This is a genomic window from Sphingomonas phyllosphaerae FA2 (assembly GCF_000427645.1).
GTDB classification, from domain to species: domain Bacteria; phylum Pseudomonadota; class Alphaproteobacteria; order Sphingomonadales; family Sphingomonadaceae; genus Sphingomonas; species Sphingomonas phyllosphaerae.
This window is the reverse complement of sequence record NZ_KE386571.1, coordinates 193627-218821: the sequence shown is the minus strand read 5'-3', so window position 1 is coordinate 218821 and position 25195 is coordinate 193627. Positions and strand designations below refer to the sequence as shown.

24 protein-coding genes are annotated in these 25195 nt (G+C 67.6%); 10 read left to right on the top strand and 14 right to left on the bottom strand.

What is annotated here, in order from left to right; genetic code table 11:
- Window positions 1-25 precede the first annotated feature (25 nt).
- Both SPHPH_RS0101415 and SPHPH_RS0101410 read left to right on the top strand, forming a co-directional pair.
- Window positions 26-286, top strand: a complete 261-nt coding sequence (locus tag SPHPH_RS0101415; protein ID WP_028965089.1) for a hypothetical protein — start codon at window positions 26-28, stop codon at window positions 284-286.
- Window positions 287-506: 220 nt separating this feature from the next.
- Complete coding sequence (locus SPHPH_RS0101410) at window positions 507-1196, top strand: hypothetical protein (protein ID WP_028965088.1); 690 nt, start codon at window positions 507-509, stop codon at window positions 1194-1196.
- 39 nt (window positions 1197-1235) lie between these two features.
- Here the strand turns inward: SPHPH_RS0101410 and queE are convergent, their stop codons facing one another.
- The 7 genes from queE to parE all read right to left on the bottom strand — a co-directional run bounded on the left by queE (window position 1236) and on the right by parE (window position 9194).
- A complete protein-coding gene (gene queE, locus SPHPH_RS0101405) occupies window positions 1236-1868 on the bottom strand; it encodes a 7-carboxy-7-deazaguanine synthase (RefSeq protein WP_028965087.1) in 633 nt (210 codons plus the stop codon).
- A complete protein-coding gene (gene queC / locus SPHPH_RS0101400) occupies window positions 1865-2563 on the bottom strand; it encodes a 7-cyano-7-deazaguanine synthase QueC (protein ID WP_028965086.1) in 699 nt (232 codons plus the stop codon). Before queC ends, queE begins: the two co-directional genes overlap by 4 nt.
- Before the next feature lie 355 nt (window positions 2564-2918).
- Window positions 2919-3833, bottom strand: a complete 915-nt coding sequence (gene hslO, locus SPHPH_RS0101395) for an Hsp33 family molecular chaperone HslO (RefSeq protein WP_028965085.1) — start codon at window positions 3831-3833, stop codon at window positions 2919-2921.
- Between the two features lie 147 nt (window positions 3834-3980).
- Window positions 3981-4898 carry an ornithine carbamoyltransferase gene (argF, locus tag SPHPH_RS0101390; RefSeq protein WP_028965084.1) on the bottom strand — a complete coding sequence of 306 codons (918 nt, stop codon included), beginning with the start codon at window positions 4896-4898 and terminating at the stop codon, window positions 3981-3983.
- Between the two features lie 48 nt (window positions 4899-4946).
- Window positions 4947-6149, bottom strand: coding sequence for an aspartate aminotransferase family protein (locus SPHPH_RS0101385; RefSeq protein WP_272944232.1), 1203 nt, complete (start codon window positions 6147-6149; stop codon window positions 4947-4949).
- A gap of 91 nt (window positions 6150-6240) precedes the next feature.
- Window positions 6241-6882: a YoaK family protein gene (locus SPHPH_RS0101380; RefSeq protein ID WP_037487861.1), complete on the bottom strand. Its 642-nt coding sequence runs from the start codon at window positions 6880-6882 to the stop codon at window positions 6241-6243.
- Window positions 6883-7217: 335 nt separating this feature from the next.
- Window positions 7218-9194 carry a DNA topoisomerase IV subunit B gene (parE, locus tag SPHPH_RS0101370; protein WP_037487858.1) on the bottom strand — a complete coding sequence of 659 codons (1977 nt, stop codon included), beginning with the start codon at window positions 9192-9194 and terminating at the stop codon, window positions 7218-7220.
- Between the two features lie 119 nt (window positions 9195-9313).
- Here parE and SPHPH_RS0101365 point away from each other — a divergent pair, with 119 nt between their 5' ends.
- The gene (locus SPHPH_RS0101365) at window positions 9314-10174 is read left to right on the top strand and encodes an outer membrane protein (protein WP_028965080.1); all 861 of its coding nucleotides are present in this window, start codon (window positions 9314-9316) and stop codon (window positions 10172-10174) included.
- Between the two features lie 318 nt (window positions 10175-10492).
- Here SPHPH_RS0101365 and SPHPH_RS0101360 read toward each other — a convergent pair whose 3' ends face one another.
- Entirely contained in the window at window positions 10493-11248 is a 756-nt protein-coding gene (locus SPHPH_RS0101360) for a GcrA family cell cycle regulator (protein WP_028965079.1), read from the bottom strand.
- A gap of 63 nt (window positions 11249-11311) precedes the next feature.
- On the opposite strand from SPHPH_RS0101360, the gene SPHPH_RS0101355 reads away from it, so the two are divergent.
- Window positions 11312-12163, top strand: a complete 852-nt coding sequence (locus SPHPH_RS0101355) for an ABC transporter permease (RefSeq protein WP_028965078.1) — start codon at window positions 11312-11314, stop codon at window positions 12161-12163.
- A gap of 230 nt (window positions 12164-12393) precedes the next feature.
- Window positions 12394-12882, top strand: coding sequence for a phosphatase PAP2 family protein (locus SPHPH_RS0101350; RefSeq protein WP_238302800.1), 489 nt, complete (start codon window positions 12394-12396; stop codon window positions 12880-12882).
- Window positions 12883-13035: 153 nt separating this feature from the next.
- Here SPHPH_RS0101350 and galE read toward each other — a convergent pair whose 3' ends face one another.
- Entirely contained in the window at window positions 13036-14037 is a 1002-nt protein-coding gene (galE, locus tag SPHPH_RS0101345; RefSeq protein WP_037487856.1) for a UDP-glucose 4-epimerase GalE, read from the bottom strand.
- 67 nt (window positions 14038-14104) lie between these two features.
- On the opposite strand from galE, the gene msrA reads away from it, so the two are divergent.
- Window positions 14105-14644, top strand: coding sequence for a peptide-methionine (S)-S-oxide reductase MsrA (msrA, locus tag SPHPH_RS0101340; protein WP_028965076.1), 540 nt, complete (start codon window positions 14105-14107; stop codon window positions 14642-14644).
- A gap of 256 nt (window positions 14645-14900) precedes the next feature.
- Here msrA and SPHPH_RS0101335 read toward each other — a convergent pair whose 3' ends face one another.
- The gene (locus SPHPH_RS0101335; protein ID WP_037487854.1) at window positions 14901-15791 is read right to left on the bottom strand and encodes an L-threonylcarbamoyladenylate synthase; all 891 of its coding nucleotides are present in this window, start codon (window positions 15789-15791) and stop codon (window positions 14901-14903) included.
- 73 nt (window positions 15792-15864) lie between these two features.
- Here SPHPH_RS0101335 and SPHPH_RS0101330 point away from each other — a divergent pair, with 73 nt between their 5' ends.
- Complete coding sequence (locus SPHPH_RS0101330; RefSeq protein WP_028965074.1) at window positions 15865-17535, top strand: acyl-CoA dehydrogenase family protein; 1671 nt, start codon at window positions 15865-15867, stop codon at window positions 17533-17535.
- Window positions 17536-17700: 165 nt separating this feature from the next.
- Here SPHPH_RS0101330 and SPHPH_RS18580 read toward each other — a convergent pair whose 3' ends face one another.
- From SPHPH_RS18580 to SPHPH_RS0101315, 3 genes are read right to left on the bottom strand one after another with little or no spacing between them, the layout of a single operon-like run.
- Complete coding sequence (locus SPHPH_RS18580) at window positions 17701-18189, bottom strand: hypothetical protein (RefSeq protein ID WP_051272772.1); 489 nt, start codon at window positions 18187-18189, stop codon at window positions 17701-17703.
- Window positions 18190-18205: 16 nt separating this feature from the next.
- Window positions 18206-18562 carry a GntR family transcriptional regulator gene (locus SPHPH_RS0101320; RefSeq protein ID WP_028965073.1) on the bottom strand — a complete coding sequence of 119 codons (357 nt, stop codon included), beginning with the start codon at window positions 18560-18562 and terminating at the stop codon, window positions 18206-18208.
- Between the two features lie 37 nt (window positions 18563-18599).
- On the bottom strand, window positions 18600-19178 hold the full coding sequence (locus SPHPH_RS0101315; protein WP_028965072.1) for a nitroreductase family protein: 579 nt from the start codon (window positions 19176-19178) through the stop codon (window positions 18600-18602).
- 127 nt (window positions 19179-19305) lie between these two features.
- Between SPHPH_RS0101315 and SPHPH_RS0101310 the strand changes: the two genes are divergently transcribed.
- The 3 genes from SPHPH_RS0101310 to SPHPH_RS0101300 all read left to right on the top strand — a co-directional run bounded on the left by SPHPH_RS0101310 (window position 19306) and on the right by SPHPH_RS0101300 (window position 23999).
- Window positions 19306-21105 carry a peptide MFS transporter gene (locus tag SPHPH_RS0101310; protein WP_028965071.1) on the top strand — a complete coding sequence of 600 codons (1800 nt, stop codon included), beginning with the start codon at window positions 19306-19308 and terminating at the stop codon, window positions 21103-21105.
- A 117-nt stretch (window positions 21106-21222) separates the two neighbouring features.
- Window positions 21223-22851: a long-chain-fatty-acid--CoA ligase gene (locus tag SPHPH_RS0101305; RefSeq protein ID WP_238302799.1), complete on the top strand. Its 1629-nt coding sequence runs from the start codon at window positions 21223-21225 to the stop codon at window positions 22849-22851.
- Between the two features lie 62 nt (window positions 22852-22913).
- Window positions 22914-23999, top strand: coding sequence for a mechanosensitive ion channel family protein (locus SPHPH_RS0101300; RefSeq protein WP_051272771.1), 1086 nt, complete (start codon window positions 22914-22916; stop codon window positions 23997-23999).
- On the opposite strand, the gene SPHPH_RS0101295 is transcribed toward SPHPH_RS0101300, so the two are convergent.
- Window positions 23972-25129 carry a GGDEF domain-containing protein gene (locus SPHPH_RS0101295; protein ID WP_028965068.1) on the bottom strand — a complete coding sequence of 386 codons (1158 nt, stop codon included), beginning with the start codon at window positions 25127-25129 and terminating at the stop codon, window positions 23972-23974. The genes SPHPH_RS0101300 and SPHPH_RS0101295 overlap by 28 nt on opposite strands.
- Window positions 25130-25195 lie beyond the last annotated feature (66 nt).

Here is a 25195-nt window from a genome sequence, read left to right as displayed (position 1 = left end):
AATCCACAGTCTAGGGAGCAATTACATGCGTGCAGTCATCACCAAGTTCGTGGCCGGCTCGGCACTCGCGGCGGCCGCTCTCGCGGTTTCGGCGTGCGGCTCGAAGACCGAAGGCACCGAGAACACCATGGTCACCGACATGAACGCCACCGAGGGCATGGACACCATGACCGACAACATGACCGCCGTCGACGGCGCCATGAACGGCGGGATGATGGCCAACGACACCTCCATGAGCAACGACATGATGATGTCGAACATGGGTGGCATGTCGAACGCGATGTAATCTGCCGCAACGGCGATTGTATCCGAAGGGCCGTCCGGGCAACCGGGCGGCCTTTTTCTTTACGGCAACGAACCGTTACGCGCCGTCAACAAGATCCCACGCCGCAAGCTATTTGCGGTGAATCGAATCCGGCGCACGATAGTTTGCGCTTGGGTCACCACCCCAAATCATCGTAAAAGGCGGCCAACGGCGTGGCCGTGTGCGATGGAGTGTTGGGGAAATGCAAAAGGTGGGGATCGCCGGCGCGATCGCGACGCTGGCGGCCGGCTTGCTGGTCACGACGCCGGCGACGGCGCAATTCTATATGAAGAGCAAGGATCTGCGCGGAGAGCGCGTGCGCGGCGACGAACCGGGCATCGGGCAGATGATGCCGGGCGCGACCAATGACGAACTGCGCGCCGCAGTGGTGTGGAACATGCGCGCCGCGCTCAACGTCGCGGCGCTGCAATGCCAGTTCGAACCGTCGCTGCTGACCGTCCAGAACTACAATGCCATTCTTGCCGATCACAAGCAGGAGCTGGCGCAATCCTATGCCGTGCTCGGCAAATATTTCGAGCGCGTCGCCAAGACGAAGAAGGAAGGGCAGAACGCCCTAGACCAGTTCGGCACCCGCACCTACTCGGGCTTCGCGACCGTTGCGGCGCAATATGGCTTCTGCACGACCGCGTCGAGCATCGGGCGCGAGGCGCTCTATGCCCCGCGCGGCACCTTCGGCGAGATCGCGCTGGGCCGCATGCGCGAGGTGCGCAACAGCCTGACGCCGTGGGGCGAGCAGCAATTCCCGCGGATGCTGGTATCGCTCAGCCCCGCCACGCTGCCGCGTTTCGACAAGGCATGCTGGAAGAAGGACGAGTTCGTCGTCAAGAAGTGCGGCCAGCCGTTCGGCGCCGTTACCTACGCCGCGCGGTGACATCGCGGCCGGTGCGGGATTGCCGCACCGGCTGAACGGTCAGCGCAAACCCAGCAGCTTGTGCGTCTGAAGCGACAGCCGCCAGCGCGGGCGCTCCATCACCACCGCCATCGCCGCCGCGACATTCGCCTCGCCAGCGGCATCGTCGAGCGGTTGCAGCAGGAAGTGCTTGAAGTCCCAGCCCTCGATCGCCTCGATCGCGGTGCCCGGCTGCGGCCAGACCAGCTTCAACTCGTCACCGTGGCGCTGGACCGTCTCGCTCCCCGCCTTGGGGCTGATGCACACCCAGTCGATGCCGGGGTGCACCGCCAGCGTCCCGTTGCTCTCGATCGCAATCTCGAACCCCGCGGCGTGCAGCGTATCGACCAGCGCATCGTCGACCTGCAGCATCGGCTCGCCACCGGTCAGCACGACAAAACGGCGCGCACTCCCCTCGCCCCAGAACCCTTCGACCGCGGCGACCAGCGCCGTGGCGTCCGCGAACTTGCCGCCGCCCAGCCCGTCGGTGCCGACGAAATCGGTATCGCAGAAGCGGCACACCGCGGTCGCGCGGTCCTGCTCGCGCCCGCTCCACAGGTTGCATCCCGCGAAGCGCACGAACACCGCGCGTCGCCCCGCCTGCACGCCCTCACCCTGAAGCGTCAGGAACATCTCCTTGACGGCGTAGCTCATGGCGCGGGCGGCGTGACCGCATAGTCGGTGGGATCGGCGACGCCTGCTTCCTCGAAGCCCTTGTGACGCAAACGGCAACTGTCGCACATCCCGCAATGCCGAGCACCCGGCGCGGGATCGTAGCACGACCAGCTCATCCCCATGTCGAGCCCAAGCCGCGCGCCCTCGCGGACGATATCGGCCTTGGTCATATGCTGGAGCGGGGCGCGGAAACGGAACGGAATGCCTTCGACCCCGGTCTTGGTCGCGAGTCCGGCAAGATGCTCGAACGCAGCGATGAATTCGGGGCGACAATCGGGATAGCCCGAATAATCGAGCGCATTGATACCGAGGTAGATGTCGCGCGCACCCGCCGCCTCCGCCCAACCGAGCGCGAGGCTGAGGAAGATCGTGTTGCGCGCCGGCACGTAGGTGACGGGGATCGCCTCGCCGACGCCGTCCTTGGGCACGTCGATCGTCGCATCGGTGAGCGCCGACCCTCCGAACGCCGACAGGTCGATCGGCAGCACGACGTGCCGCACCGCGCCCAGCGTGCGCGCGATGCGCCGCGCGGCGGCCAGCTCGACCTGATGGCGCTGGTTGTAATCGATGGACAGCGCGTAGAGCGGATGCCCGGCTTCACGCGCGAGCGCCGCGGACACCAGGGAGTCGAGCCCGCCCGAGATGAGCGCGACGGCAGGAGTGGATTGGGTCATGATCCGCGCGAGCTAGGCGCACTGCGGCTTCAGTGCAACCGCCGCCTGATCCAGCGGAAGCGCAAAAAGAGCGGGCCGCCTGTGCGGCGGCCCGAAGGGTGCCCGTTCGACCGGGCGGGGGAGAGAGCATGCCGCCGAAACAGCATGCGATCCTTATGACGCATAAGGGTTAATGAAGGGTTAGAACGGGTTGTTTGTCCTAGCCTCACTCGTTCGTCGCCCCGGACTTGATCCGGGGCCCCGCGTGTTATTGGCGGGCGAGAAAGTAGAAGCGGGATCCCGGATCAAGTCCGGGATGACGAAAGAGGCAAGTGAGCCGCGCGGCGACGCCCCAGCCCGCCGGATTGGTGACGGATCACGCCGCCAAATCCTCCGCGCGCAGCGGAAAGACCGTCGAGCAGAACGCGCAATCGACCGCGATCAATCCACGCTCGTCGGCCATCTCCAATCGTTGCTCGAGCGGAAAGCGCTCCAGCACCGAACGGATATGCTCGACCGTGCAGCGACAGCCGCGCGATACCGGCTGCCCGTCGAGGACGCGCACTTCGCTCTCCTCGTTGAACAGCCGCCACAACAACGTCTCGAGCGGCAGTTGCGCGTCGGCGAGTTCGTCCGCCGCGATCGTCCGCCCCAGCGCCTCGACATGCTCCCATTCGGGATGATCGAGCTTGGTGTGCAGCCGTTCGCGCCCCTCCTCGCCCTCGGGAAGATGCTGGAGCAGCAACCCGCCCGCGACGCACTGGCCCGTCGCATCCTTGTGCATCCCGACGCGCACCAGCGTCGGGATCTGCTCAGACTGGTAGAAATAGCTTTGCGCCGCCTCGGCCAGCGTATCGCCGTCGAGCGGCACGATCCCCTGATATCGCTCGCCGGTGCTCGCCAGATCGAAGGTGATCGCCAGATAACCGGGGCCGAACAGCGCGAACAACGTCGGATCGGCAAGCGCGGCGGCCAGCTTGTCAGCGTCATACTGGACATAGCCGCGCACCTCGCCGCCCCGCCAGTCGCAGACCAGCAGGGTAACGATCCCGTTCTCGGTCTGCGTTTGCATCGTCAGCTGACCCGCGGGGTCCTTGAGCGTCGCGCCGATCAGCGCGGTCAGCGTCAACGCCTCGGCGAGCAATTTTTCGATCGCCGGCGGATAGGCGTGCGCGGACAGGATCGCGTCCAGCGTCGGCCCGAGCCGCACCGCGCGCCCGCGCGCGTGCCGGTCGGGAATGGTAAAACCGAGCGCGCGGTCGAGATCGGGGGTCGTGGTCTGATCGGTCATCGTCTCTTTCGCCACCGAACCGTCACCCCGGGCTTGACCCGGGGTCCCGCTACCTCGTGGCGCAGGAAAAGCGGGACCCCGGGTCAAGCCCGGGGTGACGAAGGATGTTCCGGTGAGCCGCCTAAATGGGAGCGCCCCCGCCCGCGATCAACCGATCTGCCCGAGGCACCAGCGCAGCACCGATTTCTGCGCATGAAGCCGGTTCTCCGCCTCCGCCCAGATCAGCGATTGCGGGCCGTCGATCACCTCCGGGGTGACTTCTTCGCCGCGATGCGCGGGCAGGCAGTGAAGGAACTTCGCGTCGGGCTTGGCGGTGGCCATCAACGCCGCATCGACCTGATAGGGCATCATCGCCGCCAGCTTGGTTTCGGCGTGCGCCTGCCCCATCGAGATCCACGTATCGGTGACGACCACGTCCGCCCCCGCGACCGCCTCGCGCGGGTCGGCGACAACCCGCGCCCGACCGCCCGCGCGCGCGACCGAAGCCTCGTCGGGCTGGAACCCCTGTGGGCACGCCGCGACGACGTCGAAGTGCATCAGCCCCGCCGCCTCGACGATCGACGCGAGCACGTTGTTGCCGTCGCCCAGCCACGCGACCTTGAGCCCAGGCAGCGACTTGCCGCTTTCGATGATCGTCAGCACGTCGGCCATGATCTGGCACGGGTGCGATTCGTCGGTCAGTCCGTTGATGACCGGGACGCTGGCGTAATGCGCCATCTCCTCGATCTTGGCGTGATCGTCGGTGCGGATCATGATCGCATCGACATAGTTCGACAGCACGCGTGCGGTGTCGGCGACCGTCTCGCCACGGCCGAGCTGCATCTGCCCGGCCTCCATGACGATCGACTGTCCGCCGAGCTGGCGCACCGCCATGTCGAACGACACGCGCGTGCGGGTCGAATTCTTCTCGAAGATCATCGCCAGCACATGGCCCGCGAGCGGTGCGTCGGCATCGACGCGCCCCTTGGTCCAGCCGGCGCGCGCCTGCTTGCGCGTCAGGGCATCGTCGAGCATCGCGGCGATCGCGTCCGGCCCGGCATCGGTCAGGTTCAGGAAATGGCGCATCGTCTCTCCCCCGCTCCGCCCCCGGCCGCGGGGGCGGAGATCAGGCCATCAATCGTCGGCGACCGGCACGTAGACGCGTGCCGCCTCGCTCAGCTTTTCCACGCACTCGGCGATGTGACTTTCGTCGATCACCAGCGGCGGCAGGATGCGGACAACATTCTCGCCCGCCGCGACCAGCAACAGCCCGTGATGGTCGCGGCAATGCGCGACGAAGCGGCGGCTGTCGCTCTTGAGCTTCAGCCCCTGCATCAGCCCGTGCCCGCGCACCGAATCGAACAACCCGTCGTGGTTGGGGATCAGCTGCTCCAGCGACGAGCGCAGCCGCTCGCCCATCTGCGCGACATGGTCGAGGAAGCCGTCGGCGAGGATCACGTCAAGCACCGCCTCGCCCGCCGCCATCGCCAGCGGGTTGCCGCCATAGGTGGAGCCGTGCGTACCGAACACCATGCCCTTTGCCGCGTCGGCGGTGGCAAGGCACGCGCCGAGCGGGAAGCCGCCGCCGATGCCCTTGGCCGCCGCCATGATGTCCGGCGTGATACCGTACAATTCGTGCGAGAAGAACTTGCCGGTGCGGCCATAGCCCGCCTGCACCTCGTCGAGCACCAGCAGCAGGCCATGCTCGTCGCACGCCTTGCGCAGGCCCTGCAGGAATTCCTGCGTAGCCGGACGGATGCCGCCCTCGCCCTGGATCGGCTCGACCAGAAAGCCGGCAGTGTTGCCGTCGATCAACGCGAGCGCCCCCTCCAGATCGTTGAACTGCGCATATTTGAAGCCCGGCAGCAGCGGCTCGAACCCGTCGCGCATCTTGGCCTGATTGGTCGCCGAGATCGTCCCCAGCGTCCGACCGTGAAAGGCGGTGTCGAAGGTGATGAGGTCGTGCCGCTCGGGATTGCCGTTGGCATAATGATAGCGGCGCGCGGTCTTGATCGCGCATTCGACCGCCTCGGCACCCGAATTGGTGAAGAACACCGTATCGGCGAAGGTGTTGTCGACCAGCCGCTGCGCGAAATGCTCGCCTTGCGGGCTACCGTACAGGTTGCTGACGTGCATCAACGTCGCGGCCTGTTCCGAAATCGCCTTCGTCAGCGCCGGATGGCCGTGGCCGAGCGCATTGACCGCGATCCCGCTCGCGAAGTCGAGATACCGGCTGCCGTCCTCGCCATAGAGGTACACGCCCTCGCCGCGCACCGGTCGCACGCCGCACCGCGGGTAGACGGGCATCAACGGCGGGATGGATGCGTCAGGCGACACGGGGCCTTCTCCTCGAACGAAAGCGGGCGGCCCGACATGGACCGCCCTCGTGGCGCTTGTAGAGGCAAATATTCGCGCAAACAACACCACGTCAGCGTTGCGCAAGCCCCCTGCCCGCCGCCGCGATCGCCAGCGCGAACGCGAACGACGCCGCGCCCCACAAGGCATCGGTGCCGAGCGCATGATAGGTAAACGTGCCGCCCAACGCGCCGAGCACCAGCCCGCCCCACAGCAGCAGATACGGCACCCACCCGGTCGCCGGCGCGGTGCCGAGGAGGGCGCCGGCCAGCGACTGGCCGAGCCGCACCAGCGTGCCGGTGACGTAGGTGATCGGGATGCTCACCCCGCCGCCGCGCTGGAAGACGACGTTGAGCGCGCCCATGGCCGCTGCGAGCAGCACCGCGCCCGGCCCCTCGACCATCAACAGCGCCGACCACGCCAGCAAGGCCGCGCTGAACAGGATCATCGCCATTGGCGACCAGCGCCCCAGCCGCTCGCCGAGGATCGCAGCAGTCATCACACCGGACAGGAAGCCGAGGATCAGCGCCACGATCATCACCGTCGCACCGTCGCGCTGGACCAGATCGATGCCGAGCAATGTCGAATTGCCGCTCATGAACGACACGAACAACCCGCCGATCCGCAGGAACCCCACCGCATCGACGAACCCGGCCAGCACCGCCAACGCGATCGCGAGCGGCCAGTCGGCCCGCGGTCGTTCGGTTATCGGCATGACGGCCGGTCCTTAGGGTGATCGCCCACCATGTTCGACACCTTGACGTCATTGCGGGCGCAGCGAAGCAATCCAGGGCGTCCTGGTCCAACCCTGGATCGCTTCGCTGCGCTCGCAATGACGAAGGCGCGGGCATCGCCGCCGTTGTAAACAGACGAATTTGCGAAGATCATCGCATTCAGGACCTCAATTCACGCAGTCACCCCACCCTCGTCGCCCCGGACTTGATCCGGGGCCCCGCTTCTTCTTGCCGGATGAAGGAAGAAGCGGGATCCCGGATCAAGTCCGGGATGACGGAAAAGAGGGGGTCGGCCAGCATCCGCAACATAACCCCATCACGCGTCGATCGCCTCCTCGTCCAGCCGCGCAGCATTTTCCTGGATGAACGCAAAGCGGTGCGCGGGATTGGTGCCCATCAGCCGGTCGACCAGATCCTTCACCCCCGCGCGCTCCTCATATTCGCCCGGCAGCGTGATGCGGATCATGCTGCGCTTCGCCGGGTCCATAGTCGTCTCGCGAAGCTGCTGCGGGTTCATCTCGCCCAGCCCCTTGAAGCGCGCGACCTCGACCTTCTTGCCCTTGAACGCGGTGCGTTCCAGCTCGGCGCGATGCGCGTCGTCGCGCGCGTACAGGCTCTTGATCCCCGCGGTCAGGCGGTAGAGCGGCGGCTGCGCCAGATAGAGGTGCCCCTGCCGCACCAGATCGGGCATTTCCTGAAAGAAGAACGTCATCAGCAGCGTCGCAATGTGCGCGCCATCGACGTCGGCGTCGGTCATGATGACGACGCGTTCGTAACGGAGCTGTTCCGGGCGACAATCCTTGCGCGTCCCGCAGCCGAGCGCCTGGATCAGATCGGCGATCTCCTGATTGGCGAGGATCTTGGCGCTGGTCGCCGAGGCGACGTTCAGGATCTTGCCGCGGATCGGCAGGATCGCCTGCGTCTTGCGGTCGCGCGCCTGTTTCGCCGAGCCGCCCGCCGAATCGCCCTCGACGATGAAGATTTCGGTCCCGTCCGAATTGTCGGCAGCGCAGTCGGTCAGCTTGCCGGGCAGCCGCAGCTTGCGTGCCGAGGTCGCGGTCTTGCGCTTGACGTCGCGCTCGGCCTTGCGCCGCAGCCGGTCGTCCATCCGCTCCAGCACATAGCCGAGCAGCGCCTTGCCGCGGTCCATATTGTGGCCGAGCCAGTGATCGAAATGGTCGCGCATCGCTTTCTCGACCAGCCCGGCCGCTTCCGGAGAGGTCAGCCGGTCCTTGGTCTGCGACTGGAATTGCGGATCGCGGATGAACACCGACAGCATCAGCTCGCTGCCGACCATCACGTCGTCGGCGGTCAGCTCCTTGGCGCGCTTGTTACCGACCAGATCGCCGAACTGGCGAAGCCCGCGGACCAGCGCCTGCCGCAACCCCTGTTCGTGCGTGCCGCCATCGGGGGTCGGGATCGTGTTGCAATACCAGCTATAGCTGCCCTCGCTCCACAGCGGCCACGCCACCGCCCATTCGACCTTGCCCTGGCTGTCGGCGAAATCCTGCTGCCCCGCGAAGAAGTCAGCGGTCGCGCATTCACGGCCTGCGATCTGTTCCTTGAGGTGATCGGACAACCCGCCGGGAAACTGGAACACCGCCTCGGCGGGCGTCTCATCGGTGATGAGCGACGCGGCGCATTTCCAGCGGATTTCGACCCCGGCGAACAGATACGCCTTCGACCGCGCCAGCTTGTAGAGCCGCGCCGGCTTGAAGTGCAGTTCCGGCCCGAAGATCTCGGTGTCGGGGACGAAGCCGACCGTCGTGCCGCGCCGGTTGGGCGCCGCGCCGACCGTCTCGAGTGGCCCGAGCGTCTGCCCGCGTGAGAATCGCTGGCGATACAGCTGCCGGTCGCGCGCTACCTCGACCACCGTCTCGCTCGACAACGCATTGACCACCGACACGCCGACGCCGTGCAACCCGCCCGAGGTCGCATAGGCCTTGCCCGCGAACTTGCCGCCCGAATGGAGCGTCGACAGGATCACCTCCAGCGCCGACTTGTCGGGGAATTTCGGGTGGGGGTCGACCGGGATGCCGCGGCCGTTATCGTGGATCGTCAGGCGGTTGCCCGGCTCCAGCGTGATCTCGATCCGCGTCGCATGGCCCGCGACCGCCTCGTCCATCGCATTGTCGAGCACCTCCGCGGCGAGATGGTGGAGCGCGCGTTCATCGGTGCCGCCGACATACATGCCGGGACGGCGGCGAACCGGCTCCAGCCCCTCCAGCACCTCGATCGACGACGCATCGTAACTGGCGGGGGTGGCAGTGGCGGACGCGAAGAGATCGGACATGCGGGGGTATATACGGAACAGACGCCGCCTGCGCCACCGCGCGCCGACAGCAACCGTTCGTCACGCAACCTATATTGGGCGCGTCCCGTTGCCGACTCGTATTGTCAGGGAGTTGGTGAATGAAGGCGTATCTTCTGGCGGCGGTCGCCGCGCTGGTTTCGGTGCCCGCGCTTGCGCAGGACGGCACGAATGGCGATCCCGCGGTGACCAGTGGCTTCTCGGGCATCTATGTCGGCGCCTCGGGTGGCTATGACGTCGAGCCCAATGACGGCGGCTCGACGATCCAGTTTGACCGCAACCTCGACGGGCGCTTTGGCGACACCGTCCTTACCGGCGCCGGTGCAAACGCGTTCGGCCCCGGCTTCTGCGACGGCCGCGCGCAGGCGGCGACCGGCCCCCAGAATGGCGGTCCCGGTTGCCGCAACGACAAGGACGGCTGGTCCTACAACGCCCGCGTCGGCTTCGATCATCAATCGGGTCCGATCGTCTATGGCGTGGTCGGCGAATTCGGGAAGTCGCGCATCAACGACAGCGTCACGGGCTTTTCCTCGACGCCGGCCAATTACGTGATGACGCGCGAAATCGGCTGGGAGGCCGCGGTACGCGCCCGCGCCGGTTTCACGCCGAACGACTCGACGCTGTTCTACGGGACGTTCGGCCCGTCATATGCTCGGATTGACCGCGATTTCTCGTCGAGCCAGAGCACCAACAGCTTTGAACAGCGCGGCAAGCGCAACCAGTTCGGCTTCCAGGGCGGCGGCGGCATCGAGCAGCGCATCGGCGACCATTTCTCGGTCGGCATGGAATATGTCTACCACCAGTACCAGGACAACGATTTCCGCGTTCGCGCCGCCGGCCCGGCCGGCACGCCGTTCACCAACGCCAACAACGGCGGGACGGTGAACGGGACGGACTTCCGCCGTTCGGACGACAAGTTCAACTGGCACAGCTTGCGCGCGACCGCGGCGTTCCGGTTTTAAGGCGCCGGGTGGCCTGCGCCATACTGGCGCAGGACTCACCCAAGCCCGGCCAGCGTAGCGCCAGCTACGTCTGACGACGCGGGCTTTGCCCGCGGCGCGGCTGGAGGGAATAAGCCAACGCGCCACAACCGTCGTCGCGAGCGTAGCGAAGCAATCCAGGGCCGGATCAGGACGCCCTGGATTGCTTCGCTACGCTCGCAATGACGAAAGATGCACACTTGACTTGGGGCAAAGCCCACGTCGTCGGACGCGGCGTTCCGCCGCGCCGGCCGGGTGACCGCCTAGGCGGGCTCCAGCTTGCGCCGGAGCCTCACGCGCTCACCGCATCCGTGGCCCACCGAACGGCAGCGGCGGCGCACGCCGGTCACGCCGCGGAAGCTGCGCCTGATACGCATGCCCGCAATGCGTGACGCAATAGGGGAAGCCCGGGTTCACCTTCTCGCCGCAGAAGTGGAAGTCCGGCTCGCCCGGATGCCCCAGCGGCCACTTGCAGATCTTGTCGTTCAGATCGAGCAACGACGTCTTGTCGGCATATTCCGGCGCGGTGCGCGCGGGCACCAGCCGGCGCGGCGGCGCGGGGGCGATCGGCGGCTGTTGCTCGCCGGGCGCCTGACGCACGAACCCGCCCGGACCGACCGAGCGCAGGATCGGCTGCGGCGGACGCTCGGGAGCAGGCGCAGCCGTTGCAGTATCCTCGGCGGCGAAGGGCGCGTCATCCTCGTCTTCGTCGTCAGCGTCGACCACCGAAGCGGGCGGCGGCGCAACAACCGGGGCGGCGGCCACCACCGGCTTGGCCCGCGGCTCCGGTTTCGGCTCGGGCGGCGGGGGCGGCGCGGCGGCGGCGATCGGCGCAGGCGCGGCCGATGCCGCGGCGGCGTTCGCCTTCTCGGCGGCGACACGCGCCTCTTCCTTGCTGACGACGGGCGACGGGCGCGATTGCAGGCCGAGACGATGCGCCTTGCCGATCACTGCGTTACGGCTCACGCCGCCCAGTGCTTCGGCGATCTGGCTGGCGGTCTGGCCGCCTTCCCACATCGTCTTGAGCGTATCGATGCGCTCCTCGGTCCAGGACATGATCGTCTTCCTCGTTCGCGTTCCGGTTGCGGGCGGCGTCGGCAGCGGTTACCCGCATCGGCGATGAGCAGCCAGCCCCCCATCGGACAAATTCCATCAGGCGTCAGGAACGCCCCCGGCGTCCCGGTTATCCGGAACGTCAACTGGGGCGGCCTGAAGACCCTCTATGTGAAGGAGGTCCGCCGTTTCTTCAAGGTGCAGCTCCAGACGATCTGGGCGCCCGCGATCACGACGCTGATGTTCCTGGTGATCTTCACGGTCGCGAATGGCGCGCGCAGCCCGGTGCGCGTCGGCGGGACGGACGTGGCATTTGCGGATTTCATCGCGCCCGGGCTGATCGTGATGGGGATGCTCAACAACGCCTTCGCCAACGCCAGCTTCTCGCTGCTGGTCGGCAAGATCCAGGGCACGATCGTCGACTATCTCCAGCCGCCGCTGTCGACCGCCGAGCTGCTCGCTGCGCTGACCGGCGGCGCGGTGACGCGCGCCTTCTGCGTCGGGGCGACCGTGTGGCTGGCGATGGCGCTGTGGCCCGGCGTCCACGTCACCCCGCAGCATCTGTGGGCGGTGTTGTGGTTCGGGCTGCTCGGCGCGGTATTCCTCAGCCTCGCCGGCGTGCTGACCTCGATCTGGGCCGAAAAGTTCGACCATGCCGCGGCGGTCACCAACTTCGTGATCGCGCCGCTGACCTTGCTCAGCGGCACCTTCTATTCGGTCGACCACCTCGCGCCCGCGTTCCGCGCGTTCAGCCATGTGAACCCGTTCTTCTACGTCATTTCCGGCTTTCGCTACGGCTTCCTCGGCACCGCCGATTCCCCCGTCGCGACCGGCAGCATCGTGATCCTCGCGATCGACGTCGTGCTGGGGCTGCTCTGCTACTCGCTGCTGCGACGCGGCTGGAAGCTCAAGAGCTGAGCGCGCCCCCGCCCGCCGTCGAGCTGTCCGCCGCAGAGCCGCGCAGCACGCCGACCGCTCCGCGGCTGGCGTGGATTGCGCTGGCGATTGCGGGACTGATCGCCGCCGCACTGCTTGCCTATGAGATTGGCGATGGTTCGCCGCTGGCGTGGGACCGCGCGATCATCCTCGCGCTGCGTACACCCGGCGACACCGCGCAACCGCTCGGCCCCGCGTGGCTCCACGCGGCGATGGTCGACATCACCGCGCTCGGCAGCGGGACGATCCTCACCTGCGTGGTGCTTGCGGTGGTGGGCCTGTTCCTGGTCCAGCGGCTGTGGCTAACCGCAGCGCTGGTGCTTGTCGCGACGCTGGGCGGGTCGATTATCGCAGGACAGGCCAAATATTGGGTCGGCCGTCCCCGCCCCGAACTGGTCGATCATCTGGTGCAGGTGACCGGCCTCAGCTTCCCGAGCGGCCATGCCACCAACAGCGCGATCATCTATCTGACGCTTGCTGGACTGGTGGCACAGGTCACGCCGCACCGCGTCGTTCGACGCTATGTCCTGCTGCTTGCGGTCGTGCTGGTCGGTGCGATCGGGGTAAGCCGGGTCTACCTCGGGGTCCATTGGCCGTCGGACGTACTGGCGGGCTGGAGCGCGGGGACCGGCTGGGCGGCGCTGTGGTGGTGGATCGCCGCGACCGTGCGCGGGCGATTGGGCGGAACAGCGCGGCGCTAGGACCTACACCGCCCCTTCCGTCACCCCGGCGAAGGCCGGGGCCCAGTGGGGAAAGCCGCTGTTACAGCGCCCAACGTGCCTCATCGACGTTGCGCAACTGGACCCCGACCTTCGCCGGGGTGACGATAAATGGACGGGGTGCGCCGCTACTCCTTACCCCTGCCGCTCGGCCAGCTTGCGCTCCCACACCAGCGCATCGCGAACGATGCCTTCCAGATCGTCGCGCTTCGGTGCCCATTCGATCGTCTTGAGGATCGCGCTATTGTCCGCGACCAACTCGGCCGGATCGCCGGGACGCCGCCCCTGCAACTTGCGCTCGATCGTCCGGTTGGTGACCCGGTCGACCGCATCGAGCACCTCGAGCACCGAGAAGCCGCGGCCATAGCCGCAATTGAGCACATGGCTCTCGCCCGGCTGGTCGATCAGCAACTTGAGCGCGGCGACATGCGCCTCGGCCAGATCGCTGACGTGGATGTAATCGCGCACGCCCGTCCCGTCTCGCGTCTCGAAATCGGTGCCGAACACCCCAACGCTGTCGCGCTTGCCGGTCGCGGCCTCGACCGCGATCTTAATGAGATGCGTCGCACCGATCGTCGACTGTCCGCTGCGCCCCTCCGGGTCCGCACCCGCGACGTTGAAATAGCGCAGGCAGCAATGGTTCATCGCATGCGCCGCGGACACGTCGCGCAGCATGAACTCGGTCATCAGCTTCGACATGCCATACGGGTTGATCGGTGCCTTGGGATCGTTCTCCGCAATCGGCACGCGCTCGGGGGTGCCATAGGTCGCGGCGGTTGAGGAGAAGATGAAGTGCGGCACGCCCTCGGCCACCGCGCTCTCGATCAGCGTGCGCGTCGCGGCGGTGTTGTTGCGGTAATATTTGAGGGGGTCGCTGACCGACTCGGGTACCACCACCGATCCGGCGAAGTGCATGATCGCGTTGACGTCGTGCTCACGGATCACGTCGCGCACGCCGGGGTCCTCGACCGCGATCTGCACGAACGCCGCGCGCCCGTCGACCGCCCAGTCGAACCCGGTGACGAGATTGTCGATCACCACGACCTCATAGCCGGCATCGAGCAGCGCCAGCACCGCATGGCTGCCGATATAGCCCGCGCCGCCCGTCACCATCACCTTGCCGTTCAACGCCGTCATGTCAGTCTCCCGAAACGTTGCCGCCGCGTAGCGACTTCCTACATGGGACGCAAAGGAGACGAGTTTCATGACGGAATATGCGACGCTGGCCGGCGGCTGCTTCTGGTGCACCGAGGCCGTGTTCAAGGACGTGATCGGCGTCGAAAGCGTCGAGAGCGGCTATATCGGCGGCCACGTCCCCAACCCGACCTACAAGCAGGTCTGCGGCGGCGATACCGGCCATGTTGAGGCGATCCGCGTCGGGTTCGACCCAGAACAGGTCAGCTACGCCGACCTGCTCGACATCTTCTTCGCGACGCACGATCCGACGCAGCTCAATCGGCAGGGCAACGACGTCGGCACGCAATATCGCTCGGCGATCTTCCCCGAGACGGTGATGCAGGAGGAGCAGGCCAACCAGGCGATCGCACGCGCGCAGGAGACCGCGTCGGGCAAGATCGTGACGACGATCGAGCCGTTTTCGGACTGGTACACCGCCGAGGGCTATCATCAGGATTATTGGGACGGCGAAGGCCAGCGCAATCCCTACTGCCTCGCAGTGATCCCGCCGAAGCTGCAAAAACTGCGCAAAAGCTTCGCGGCCCGCAGCAAGACGGTCACCGCCTGATCCGTCGCCCCTGCGCAGGCAGGGGCCCATGTCTATATCGTGCGTCCGGCCATCTGACACAGCCGCGACGTTATTGTGTCGAGCGCACCGCGAAACGAAACAGCCATAGGCTCCTGCCTGCGCAGGAGCGACGGCGTAGCTTCCGTCATTCCCGCGCAGGCGGGAATCCAGAACCTCGGACGTAGCGGCTCTTACGAAGACCTGCGCGTCTGGATCCCCGCCTTCGCGGGGATGACGGTGGTGGGTTTGACCGGGCTCACCTATGGGCGGCGCGGCGCAGGCGATCGTTGATCGCGACGCCGATGCCAATCTCCGGAACGGGCGCGACCGCGATCCCGTCGCGTTCACCAGCATCCGCGCGGTGGAGCGCATCGAACAACCGCGCCGCCGCCTCCTCCAGATCGCCGCTCGCGGACAGCGTGTCGTCACCCTCGACCGCGCCGAAGCCGATCAGCCACTCCCCCGCTTCCCGAGTCACAGCTCCCAACCGCAACGGCTTGCGCGGCGCATAATGCGTCGCGAGCTGCCCCGGCGCGCTGACATGCGCGGTCGTGCCCGCCGCGACGGGCAACACCTCGCGCAGCATCTCCATCGTCACCGGCCCCGGCCGCAAAATTGTCCGCCCCGCAACGATCGTCGACTCGACCCCCGTCGCGGTCGCACCGTCATCGAGGATCAGCGCCACCGCCCCGCCGAGACTCGCCGCGACATGCGCCGCGCGCGTCGGGCTGATCGCGTTGCTCGCATTAGCCGACGGCGCGGCCAGCGGCGCGCCACTCGCCACCAGCAATGCCTGCATCGCCCGGTGCGCCGGCACCCGCAGCGCGATCGTGTCGAGCCCCGCCGTCACCAGCGACGCGATGCCCGCCTCCGCTCGCACCGGCAGCACCAGCGTCAGCGGCCCCGGCCAGAAGCGTGCGGCCAGCGCGCGCGCGTCGGCGTCGAACACCGCGATCCGCTCCGCCGCCGCAAGATCGGGCACATGGACGATCAAGGGATTGAAACTCGGCCGTCCCTTGGCCGCATAGATGCGCGCCACCGCCGCCGAATCGCGCGCGTCGGCGGCGAGTCCGTAGACCGTCTCGGTGGGCACCGCGACGATACCGCCGGCACGAATAATGCCGGCGGCTTCCTCGACGGCGGCCATGCCGTAACGTCGAATGACAGGGTCTTGAGCACGCATCGCGCTCGGCTATAGCGGCTGGACAGGAGAGAGAGAAATGCCCTTCGCCGCCACCACCAACGAACAGCGCTTCGTGCTCGACCATGTCGTCCGGCTGGACGAGATCGCCGCCGCCGACCGCTTCGCTGCCGCCTCGCCCGACGTGATCGAGGCGGTGCTGGACGGCGTGGCGCAGTTCGCGGCCGGAGAATGGGCCCCACTCTTGCGCACGGGTGACACGATCGGCGCGAAATGGACCCCCGATGGCGTGAAAATGCCCGCCGGGTTCCCCGAAGCGTACCGCGCGTATGTCGAGGGCGGCTGGGGCACGATCGGCGTCGACGAGCAATGGGGCGGACAGGGCTTGCCGTTCGTCGTGCAGGCCGCGGTGCTGGAGACGCTCGGCACCGCGAACATGGCGTTCGCGCTCTGCCCGACGCTGACCGTCGGCGCGATCGAGGCGCTGGCGCATCACGGCTCGCCCGAACAGCAGGCGACCTACCTCCCCAAGCTCGCGACCGGCGAATGGACCGGCACGATGAACCTGACCGAGCCGCAGGCCGGCAGCGACGTCGGCGCGCTGCGCACCACCGCCTCCCCGCGCGGCGACGGCACGTTCGCGATCAAGGGCACCAAGATCTTCATCAGCTTCGGCGACCACGACATGGCGGACAATATCGTCCACCTCGTGCTCGCGCGCACCCCCGACGCGCCGGCCGGCACGCGCGGCATCTCGCTGTTCCTCGTGCCGAAGGTGCGGCTCGACGGCACCCCCAACGACGTGCGCGTCGTGTCGATCGAGCACAAGATGGGGCTGCACGCCTCGCCGACCTGCGTGCTGTCGTTCGGCGATCACGACGACTGCCTCGGCGAGCTGATCGGCCCCGAGTTCGGCGGGATGCGCGCGATGTTCACGATGATGAACAACGCCCGGCTCAACGTCGGCTTGCAGGGCGTGCAGTCGGCGGAGGCGGCGACGCAGGCCGCGGTCGCCTATGCGCGCGACCGGGTGCAGGGCGCGCGCGACGGCAAGGCGGCGGCGATCGTCGAGCACGCCGACGTCCGCCGGATGCTGCTGCGGATGAAGGCGCAGACGATGGCGGCGCGCGCGCTCGTCTATTACGCCTGTGGGCAGGTCGATCGCGCGACGCTCGGCGACGCACGCGCCAAGGAGCGGCTGGAGATCATGACCCCGCTCGCCAAGGCGCACGCCACCGACATCGGCAACGAGGTCGCCAGCCTTGGCATCCAGATCCACGGCGGCATGGGTTACGTCGAGGAAACCGGCGCGGCGCAATTCTTCCGCGATGCGCGGATCACCCCGATCTACGAAGGCACCAACGGCATTCAGGCCGCCGATCTGGTCGGGCGCAAGCTGGCGCTGTCGAACGGCGGCGCGTTCGCGGACCTGATCGCCGACATGCGCGCCGAGGCGCAGGCGCCGACGCTGGTGCGGTTGATCGACGCGTGCGAGGCCATCGGGCGGCGCTTGCAGGGCGCGAACGCCGACGATCGCCACGCGGCGAGCTATCCGTTCCTGACGATGCTGTCGGTCGCGTCGTGCGGGTGGCTGATGGAGCGACAGGCGCGGGTCGAGGGCGCGGATCAGGTGAAGAAGGTGGCGGCCGGGTTCTATCTGGAGCAGATCGTTCCCGAGGCGCTGGGGCTGGAAGCGGCGGCGAACGCCGATGCGTCGGTGCTCTACGCGCTGCCGGCGGAAGCGTTCTGATTTTTCGTCATTGCGAGCGGTGCGAAGCAATCCAGGGCGTCCTGGTCCAACCCTGGATTGCTTCGCTACGCTCGCAATGACGGATCGTTCTTCGTCGTCCCGGGCTTGACCCGGGACGACGTTTAAAGGAGGGCAGTCCGCTTGTTTGGGGCGGGCATACCGGGCTTATTCCCCCGACGGACACCCGTTGACCGGCGCCGGCCCGGCCTTCTCCGGATACCAGCGCGCCACGCGGCGATCCTGATCGTACAGGCAGACCGCCGCATCCGTCCCGTCGGGCCGGATCGCGACCGCCCAGTTATGCGGCCCGCAATTGTGCGGCTCGCACCCGAAGGCGACCAGCTTCCCCTCGACCAGCGCGATCGGCGTCGCGGTGACGTCGCTGCCGAGCACCAGCGCGCGCACCTCCTTGTCGGGCACCACCGCCGCCACGGCCTCGCGCACCTGCGGCTGGCGGAGGAAGCTGGGCGCGGTCCCCTTCGGCTCGGTCGGATATTCGCCGACATAGGCGGACAGATCGGCGACCGGCGACGGTGCGGCGCTCGCCGTCGGTGACGGCGCGGCCACGCTAGGGGTCGGTGTCGGCGCGGCAGGCTCACGCTGGCACCCGGCCAGCACGACGCCCAGCGTCAGCGGAAGGAGAAAGGCACGCATCACCGGGTCATTAGCGTCACGCCGGCGCACGTTCCAGCAGCACCGCGGCATCCAGCCCGAGCAGCGCGATCCGCTCGCGGATCCGCGGCCATTGCTGCGCGACGAAATCCTCGCGCTCCGCGGTGCGCAACCGCTCCGCCGCGCCGGGCAGCACGAACATCCCGACGCCGCGCCGCACCTCGACATAACCGTCGTCCTGAAAGCTCTGATAGGCCTTCGCCACCGTCAGCGGGTTCGCGCCATGTTCGGCGGCGAGCGCCCGAACCGAGGGAAGCTGGTCGCCCGCGCCGAACTCGCCGCGCAGGATCGCCGCCGCGATCGTGCCGCGCAGGCGGAGATAGACGGGCGAGTCGTCGTTGCTGAGCGCTGCCATGCTGCCTTAATACAGCATGGGGCTCATGCTGTCGAGATCAGCCCTGCCAGTCGCTCCACAACCGCGCCTCATCGGGCCGCGGGCGCTCGTCGAGCGCGCGCCCGGGGGTGCCGATGAAGATGAATCCTGCGATCCGCTCCGGCGCTTCGCCGAATGCATCACGCACCCGATCCGAAAACGCCGGCCAGCCGGTCAGCCACCCGCCCGCAAAGCCATGCGCGTGCACCGCATGGAGCAGGTTCATGCACGCCGCCCCCGCCGACAATTCCTGCTCCCACAACGGGATATGGCTGTCCGGCCGCGGGCTCGACAAGGCGACCACCAGTGCCGGCGCCTGCCGCGCGAATTGCTCCATCGCCTCGATCTCCGCGCGTCCCGCGGCGGGACGCTCGGCCCGATAGGCATCGACCAGCAGCGCGGCGAGCGCATCGCGCCGCTCGTTGCGAACGATCAAGAACCGCCACGGCGCCAGCTTGCCATGATCGGGGGTGCGCCCGGCAATGCGGATCATCTCAACCAGTTGCGCGTGATCCGGCCCGGGCGCGATCAGGTCGCGCGGCTTGCCCGAACGGCGGGTGGTCAGCATCGACAGCGGCGAGGAAAGGTCGTTGAACATCACGCGACGGTGGATAGGCGATGTGACAGGATATTTACAGCGCCCGCTTTGCCGTTAGTCTCCGCCGCAACCTTGTGCCCGCGCGACGCCGCGGGCAACGACCCATATTCTGGAGAGCTTGCCCCTCATGGTGGACACCCCAACCGCGGACAGCCCGCGCGAGCCGGATATCAGCCACGTCAATCCGGCCGAGGAAGCGACCTGGTTCGGCCATCCCCGCCAGCTCGCCCGGCTGTTCACGACCGAAATGTGGGAGCGGTTCGGCTTCTACGGGATGCGTGCGCTGCTCACGCTTTACCTGACGCAGCATTTCCTGTTCGGGGACCGGCAGGCGACCGGGCTGTACGGCGGCTATACCGCGCTGGTGTACCTCACCCCGCTGATCGGCGGCTATCTCGCCGATCAATATCTGGGCTCGAAGCGCGCGGTGAAGTTCGGCGCGGTGTTGATGGCGATCGGCTATTTCACGCTCTGCTTCGGCGGCGACACCGCCAAGCCGTTCGCGACCATCGATGGCCAGCGCTATGAGGTGGCGATCGAGAAGAGCGCCGAGGGCGTCGAGACCCGCTACGTACTCGACGGCGCGAAGCGGCTGGCGATCAAGGGCAATGACGATGGCACCGTCGCGTTGCTCGGCGCGGCCGGCCGGGCCGAGCGCACCGTGGCCCAGGGTGGGTTCCAGTCGGATGGCGAGCGCAGCCCGTTCTACGTCACCGTCATGCTGCTCGCCTTGTGCATGGTTTCGGTCGGCAACGGCTTCTTCAAACCGAACATTTCGACGATGGTCGGCGAGCTGTACCCGGTCGGCGATCGTCGCCGCGATACGGGCTTCACGATCTTCTACATGGGCATCAACGTCGGCTCGACGCTGTCGCAATTGCTCTGCCCGCTGCTCGCGACGATGGTCGGCTGGTGGGCCGGCTTCGGGCTGGCCGCGGTCGGCATGCTCGCGTCATGGTCGCTGATCCAGTTCGATGGCGGGTTGCTGCGCGGCTATGGCGAGTCGCCGGTACAGCCCGGCCAGCGTGATCGCGCATTGGGCATCTATGCTGCCGCGCTGATCGGGGTGCCGATCTTCTACCTGCTGTTCACCAACCTGATGAACGCGCCCGATCCGGTCGCCGGGGCCGGGATCGTCGGCTATGTGCTGGCGCTGCCGCTGATGGGCAAATTGCTGTTCGGCACCTTCCTGATCGCGGTGCCGGGCATCCTGATCTGGTCGTTCAGCAACGGCTCGCGCGTCGAGTTTCAGATGATGCTGGCGGCGATGGTACTCATCGTTTTCAACGTCGTGTTCTGGACGATGTTCGAGCAGGCAGGCTCCAGCCTGACGCTCTATGCCGATCGCAATACCGACCTGTCGGTATTCGGCCTGTTCTCGCTGTCGGCGGGTCAGACGCAGTTCTTCAACGCCTTCTTTATCGTCGTCTTCGCGCCGATCATGGCGGCGATGTGGACGAAGCTCGCGGCGGCGGGACGCGAGCCGTCGATCCCGGTCAAGTTCGGGATCGCGCTGATCCTCGTCGGGCTCGGCTTCCTGTTCCTCGTCTTCGGCGGGGCGTTCGCCGGCCCGACCTTCAAGGTCGCGATCTGGTGGCTGGCGGGGTTGTACCTGATCCACTCGGTCGCCGAATTGTGCATCTCGCCGGTCGGCCTGTCGATGATCACCAAGCTGTCGATCCCGCGCGTCGTCGGGCTGATGATGGGCGTGTGGTTCCTGTCGACCTCGGTCGCACAATATGTCGCGGGCATCGTCGCGCAGGGCGCCAGCGTCGAGACGGTCGGCGGCCAGGTGACCAACCTGAAGGTCAGCCTGGACACCTACAACGCCACCTTCTGGCACATCGGGCTGATCGCGGTCGGCGTTGGCGCGGTGCTGATCGTCCTGTCGCCGATCATCCGCAAATGGATGCACGGCGTGCGCTGAGCGACGTAATCGACATCAATCGATACGCGACAAGCGCGCGGCCTTCTGGCAGCAAGACGGCGGCGACCCGACACTTCGGGCGCCGCCGTTTTCGTTGGTGCGTATCGGGGAGCATTGATGGCTGAGTTGTTCGGATTGATGCAGGACACGCCGCTCACCGTCGACCGCTTCCTCGATCACGGCGCGACGTGGCACGGAGACCGCGAGATCGTCTCCCGCGCGGCGGACGGCAGCATCTCCCGCACCGATTATCGCCGCCTGCACCAGACGGCCAGGCAGGTGTCGGACGCCTTGCTCGCCGCCGGCATCGCACGACGCGACCGGATAGCGACGCTCGGCTGGAACGGCGCGCGCCACATGGCGGCGTGGTACGGCACCACGAACGTCGGCGCGGTGTGCCACACCCTCAACCCGCGGCTATTCCCCGAACAGATCGCGTGGATCGCCGCGCACGCCGGAGACCGGCTGCTGCTCGCCGACCCCGCCTGCGCCGGGCTCGCCGCGCGGCTGGTGCGCGACGTGCCGTCGATCGAGCAGGTCGTGTTCCTGTGCGACCGTGCCACGCTGCCCGCGACCGACTATCCGGCGGTCGCCTTCGACGACTGGATCGCGCCGCACGCCGGCAGCGCGGCATGGGGCGGGTTCGACGAGCGATTGGCGTGCGGGCTGTGCTACACCTCGGGCACCACCGGCGATCCCAAGGGCGTGCTCTATTCGCACCGCTCCAATTACCTGCACACGATGATGGCGTTGCAGGCCGATGCGCTGGCGCTGACGCAGCGCGACACGGTGCTGCTGGTCGTGCCGATGTACCACGCCAATGCCTGGGGGGTCGTCTATGCGGCGCCCGCTGCGGGCGCGAAGCTGGTGCTGCCCGGCGCGCGGATGGACGGCGAGTCGCTCTACGAACTGATCGAGCAGGAGGGCGTCACTTTCTCCGCTGCGGTGCCGACCGTCTGGCAGGGGCTGTTGCACTATCTTCGCGGCACCGGGCGCGCCTTCTCGACGCTCCACCGCGTCGTGATCGGCGGCGCCGCGCCGCCGCCCGCGCTGATCCGCGCCTTCCAGGACGATTACGGCGTCGAGGTCGTGCAAGGCTGGGGCATGACCGAGACCTCGCCGCTCGCCACTTTGTCCTCGCCGACCGCCGAGGTGCTGGCGCAACCCTATGAGGAACAGGTGCGGCGCAAGGCGATGCAGGGCCGGTTGCAGGTCGGGCTCGATTTCCGGCTGGTCGACGATGCCGGCCAGCCGCTCCCGCACGACGGTCAGACCGCCGGGCGACTGCTGATCCGCGGGGCGACGATCACCAGCGGCTATTTCCGCGACGACACGCCGGTGCTCGACGCCGACGGCTTCTTCGACACCGGCGACGTGGCGACGATCGACGCTTCCGGCTACATGCACATCACCGACCGCGCCAAGGACATCGTCAAGTCGGGCGGTGAATGGATCAGTTCGATCGAGATCGAGAATATCGCCAGCGGCCACCCCGCAGTGGCGATCGCCGCGGTGATCGGGGTCGCGCATCCGAAATGGGACGAACGCCCGATCCTGCTGGTCCAGCCCGCGCCGGGGCAGACGCCGGACAAGGCGGAACTGCTTGCATACCTCGACGGCAAGATCGCACGCTGGTGGATGCCCGACGACGTGCTGGTGGTCGACGCGATCCCGCTGGGCGCAACCGGCAAGATCGACAAGAAGCTGCTGCGGCGGCAGTTCGCGGACTATCGTCTGCCGGGATAGCCGGAACACCGCGCCCCGCTACCTCGTTACGCCCCCGAACCACCGGTAACGTGAGAGAGACGATGGCGGACGCGATCAGGACCGCGCGCGGCTGGCTGCACGATCTGCCCGGCTGGCTGTCCGACATTTTCTACGTCGTCGCGGCGCTCGCGCTCGCGCTGGTGCTGCACCGCATCGTCATCTGGGTCGCGCGTCGCGCCACCGCCGCGCGCCCCGACAGCGCCAGCGCGCTGTTCGTCGAGCGCATCCGCAAGCTGCTGCGCTGGCTGATGCTCGCGATCGCGCTGGCGGCGGTGCAGCCCGCGCTCGACCTCACCCGCGGTCAGGCGGCGCTATGGGGACGGCTCGCCGCGCTGCTGGTGCCCGGGCTGATGGGCTGGTGCGCGATCGTCGCGGTCGGGACGGTCACCGACGTCATGATCCGCCACGCCGACATCAGCGTCGCGGACAATCTGCGCGCGCGCCGCCGCCGCACGCGGCTGGGCATCTTCCAGCGGATCTTCGTGTCGGTCATCATGCTGGTCACGATCTGCACGATGCTGATGACGATCCCCAGCGTGCGCAGCCTCGGCGTCACGCTGGCGGCCTCCGCCGGCCTCGCCGGCCTCGCGGTCGGCGCCGCCGCGCAGCCCGCGCTCAAGAACCTGATCGCCGGCTTCCAGATGATCTTCACCGAGCCGATCCGCATCGACGACGTCGTCATCATCGACAACGAATGGGGGCGGATCGAGGAGATCCGGCTGACCTATGTCGTGGTAAAGATCTGGGACGAGCGGCGGCTGGTCGTCCCCGTCTCCAAATTCCTCGAACAGAGCTTCCAGAACTGGACGCGCCAGTCGAGCGCCTTGCTGGGCAGCGTCTTCTGGTACGTCGACGCCGACACCGACGTCGAGGCGCTGCGCGCGAAACTGGGCGAGATCGTCACCGCCAACCCGCGCTGGGACGGCCGCTTCTGGAACCTGCAGGTCACCGACGTGAAGCCGGATGGCTCGGTCGAGCTGCGCGGCCTCATGACCGCCAAGGACGCCTCGACCGCGTTCGACCTGCGCTGCGACGTGCGTGAGGCGTTGCTGGCGCACATCCGCGCCGAACAGCCCGGCGCGATGCTCCGCCGCCGCGCCTATGTCGCGCTGGAAAGCGGCGGATAGATACGATCGCGCCCGGCCTGCTTCGCCGCATAGGCGTGGCGGTCGGCGCGATCGAGCAGGGTCACCAACGTGTCATGCGGCCGCAGCTCGGCGATGCCGCCGCTGACCGTCACCGTCGGCAGCCCCGGCCCCAGCCGGGCGAGCGCGGCGCGGATCGCCTCCGCCGCCGCGACGGCATCGCGCGGCGCGGCGCCGCTCAACAGCGCGACGAACTCCTCGCCCCCGAGCCGCGCCACCAGCGCCCCCGGCGGCAAGGCGCAGGTCAGCGCCTGCCCGAACGCGTGCAGCACCGCATCGCCGGTCGCATGCCCGAAGCGATCGTTGACCTGCTTGAAATGATCGAGGTCCAGCAGGATCGCCGCCATCGGCGCGCCCAGTCGCCGCGCCGTCGCGATCGCCGCCGCCGCGCGCCGCTCGAACCCGCGCCGGTTCGCGATACACGTCAGCATGTCGGTCTCGGACTCGGCCCGCGTCGTGCGCAGGATCGACCGCACGATCATCAGCAGCACCGACAGTGCGGTGGAGATCGTCAGCAATCCGCCCAGCGCCTGCGAGAACAGCGCATAGCTGCTGTCCACGTAATCGCGCATCGACTCGCCCGAACCGAACACCGCGGCGAAAATCGGCTTCACCAGAAAATAGCTGGCAGTGATCGCGAAGACGACGCCCAGCCCCGCCCACCACGGATCGCGTTGCTGGCGCACCGCGCACACTGCCATCACCGTGCACAGCAACAACATCGCGTAGAAGGGAAATTGAAAGACCAGCCCATAACCGATCGTGTTGCGCGCGTGATCGTCGAGCATCATCCGCCCGGCCAGCGCCAGGATCGCAATCGTCGGGACCACGGCACGCGCCGGCCTCCGCCCGCTTAGTGCGATCACCCCTTGCGTGAAGCAGAGCATCGACAGCACCAGCGACAGGTAACTGGTGGCGGTGAACACCAGCGGCGCACCCGTGTACCGGATCGCCAGTTCGCTGAGCGGGGTCAGCAGCCCGATCGCATAGGTGGCGCAAAACCAGCCGGTCGCACGCTGTTGCGGATAGGACGCGCGCAGGACCGCGAACGTGGCCGCGAACAGCACCGCGACACAGGCATTCACGATCAACGCATAAACCGCACCGCTCACGCACGCACCACTATGATTCCCGATTAGCAGCCCGTGCGACGATGATGCGGCGGCAGCAACCGGAAC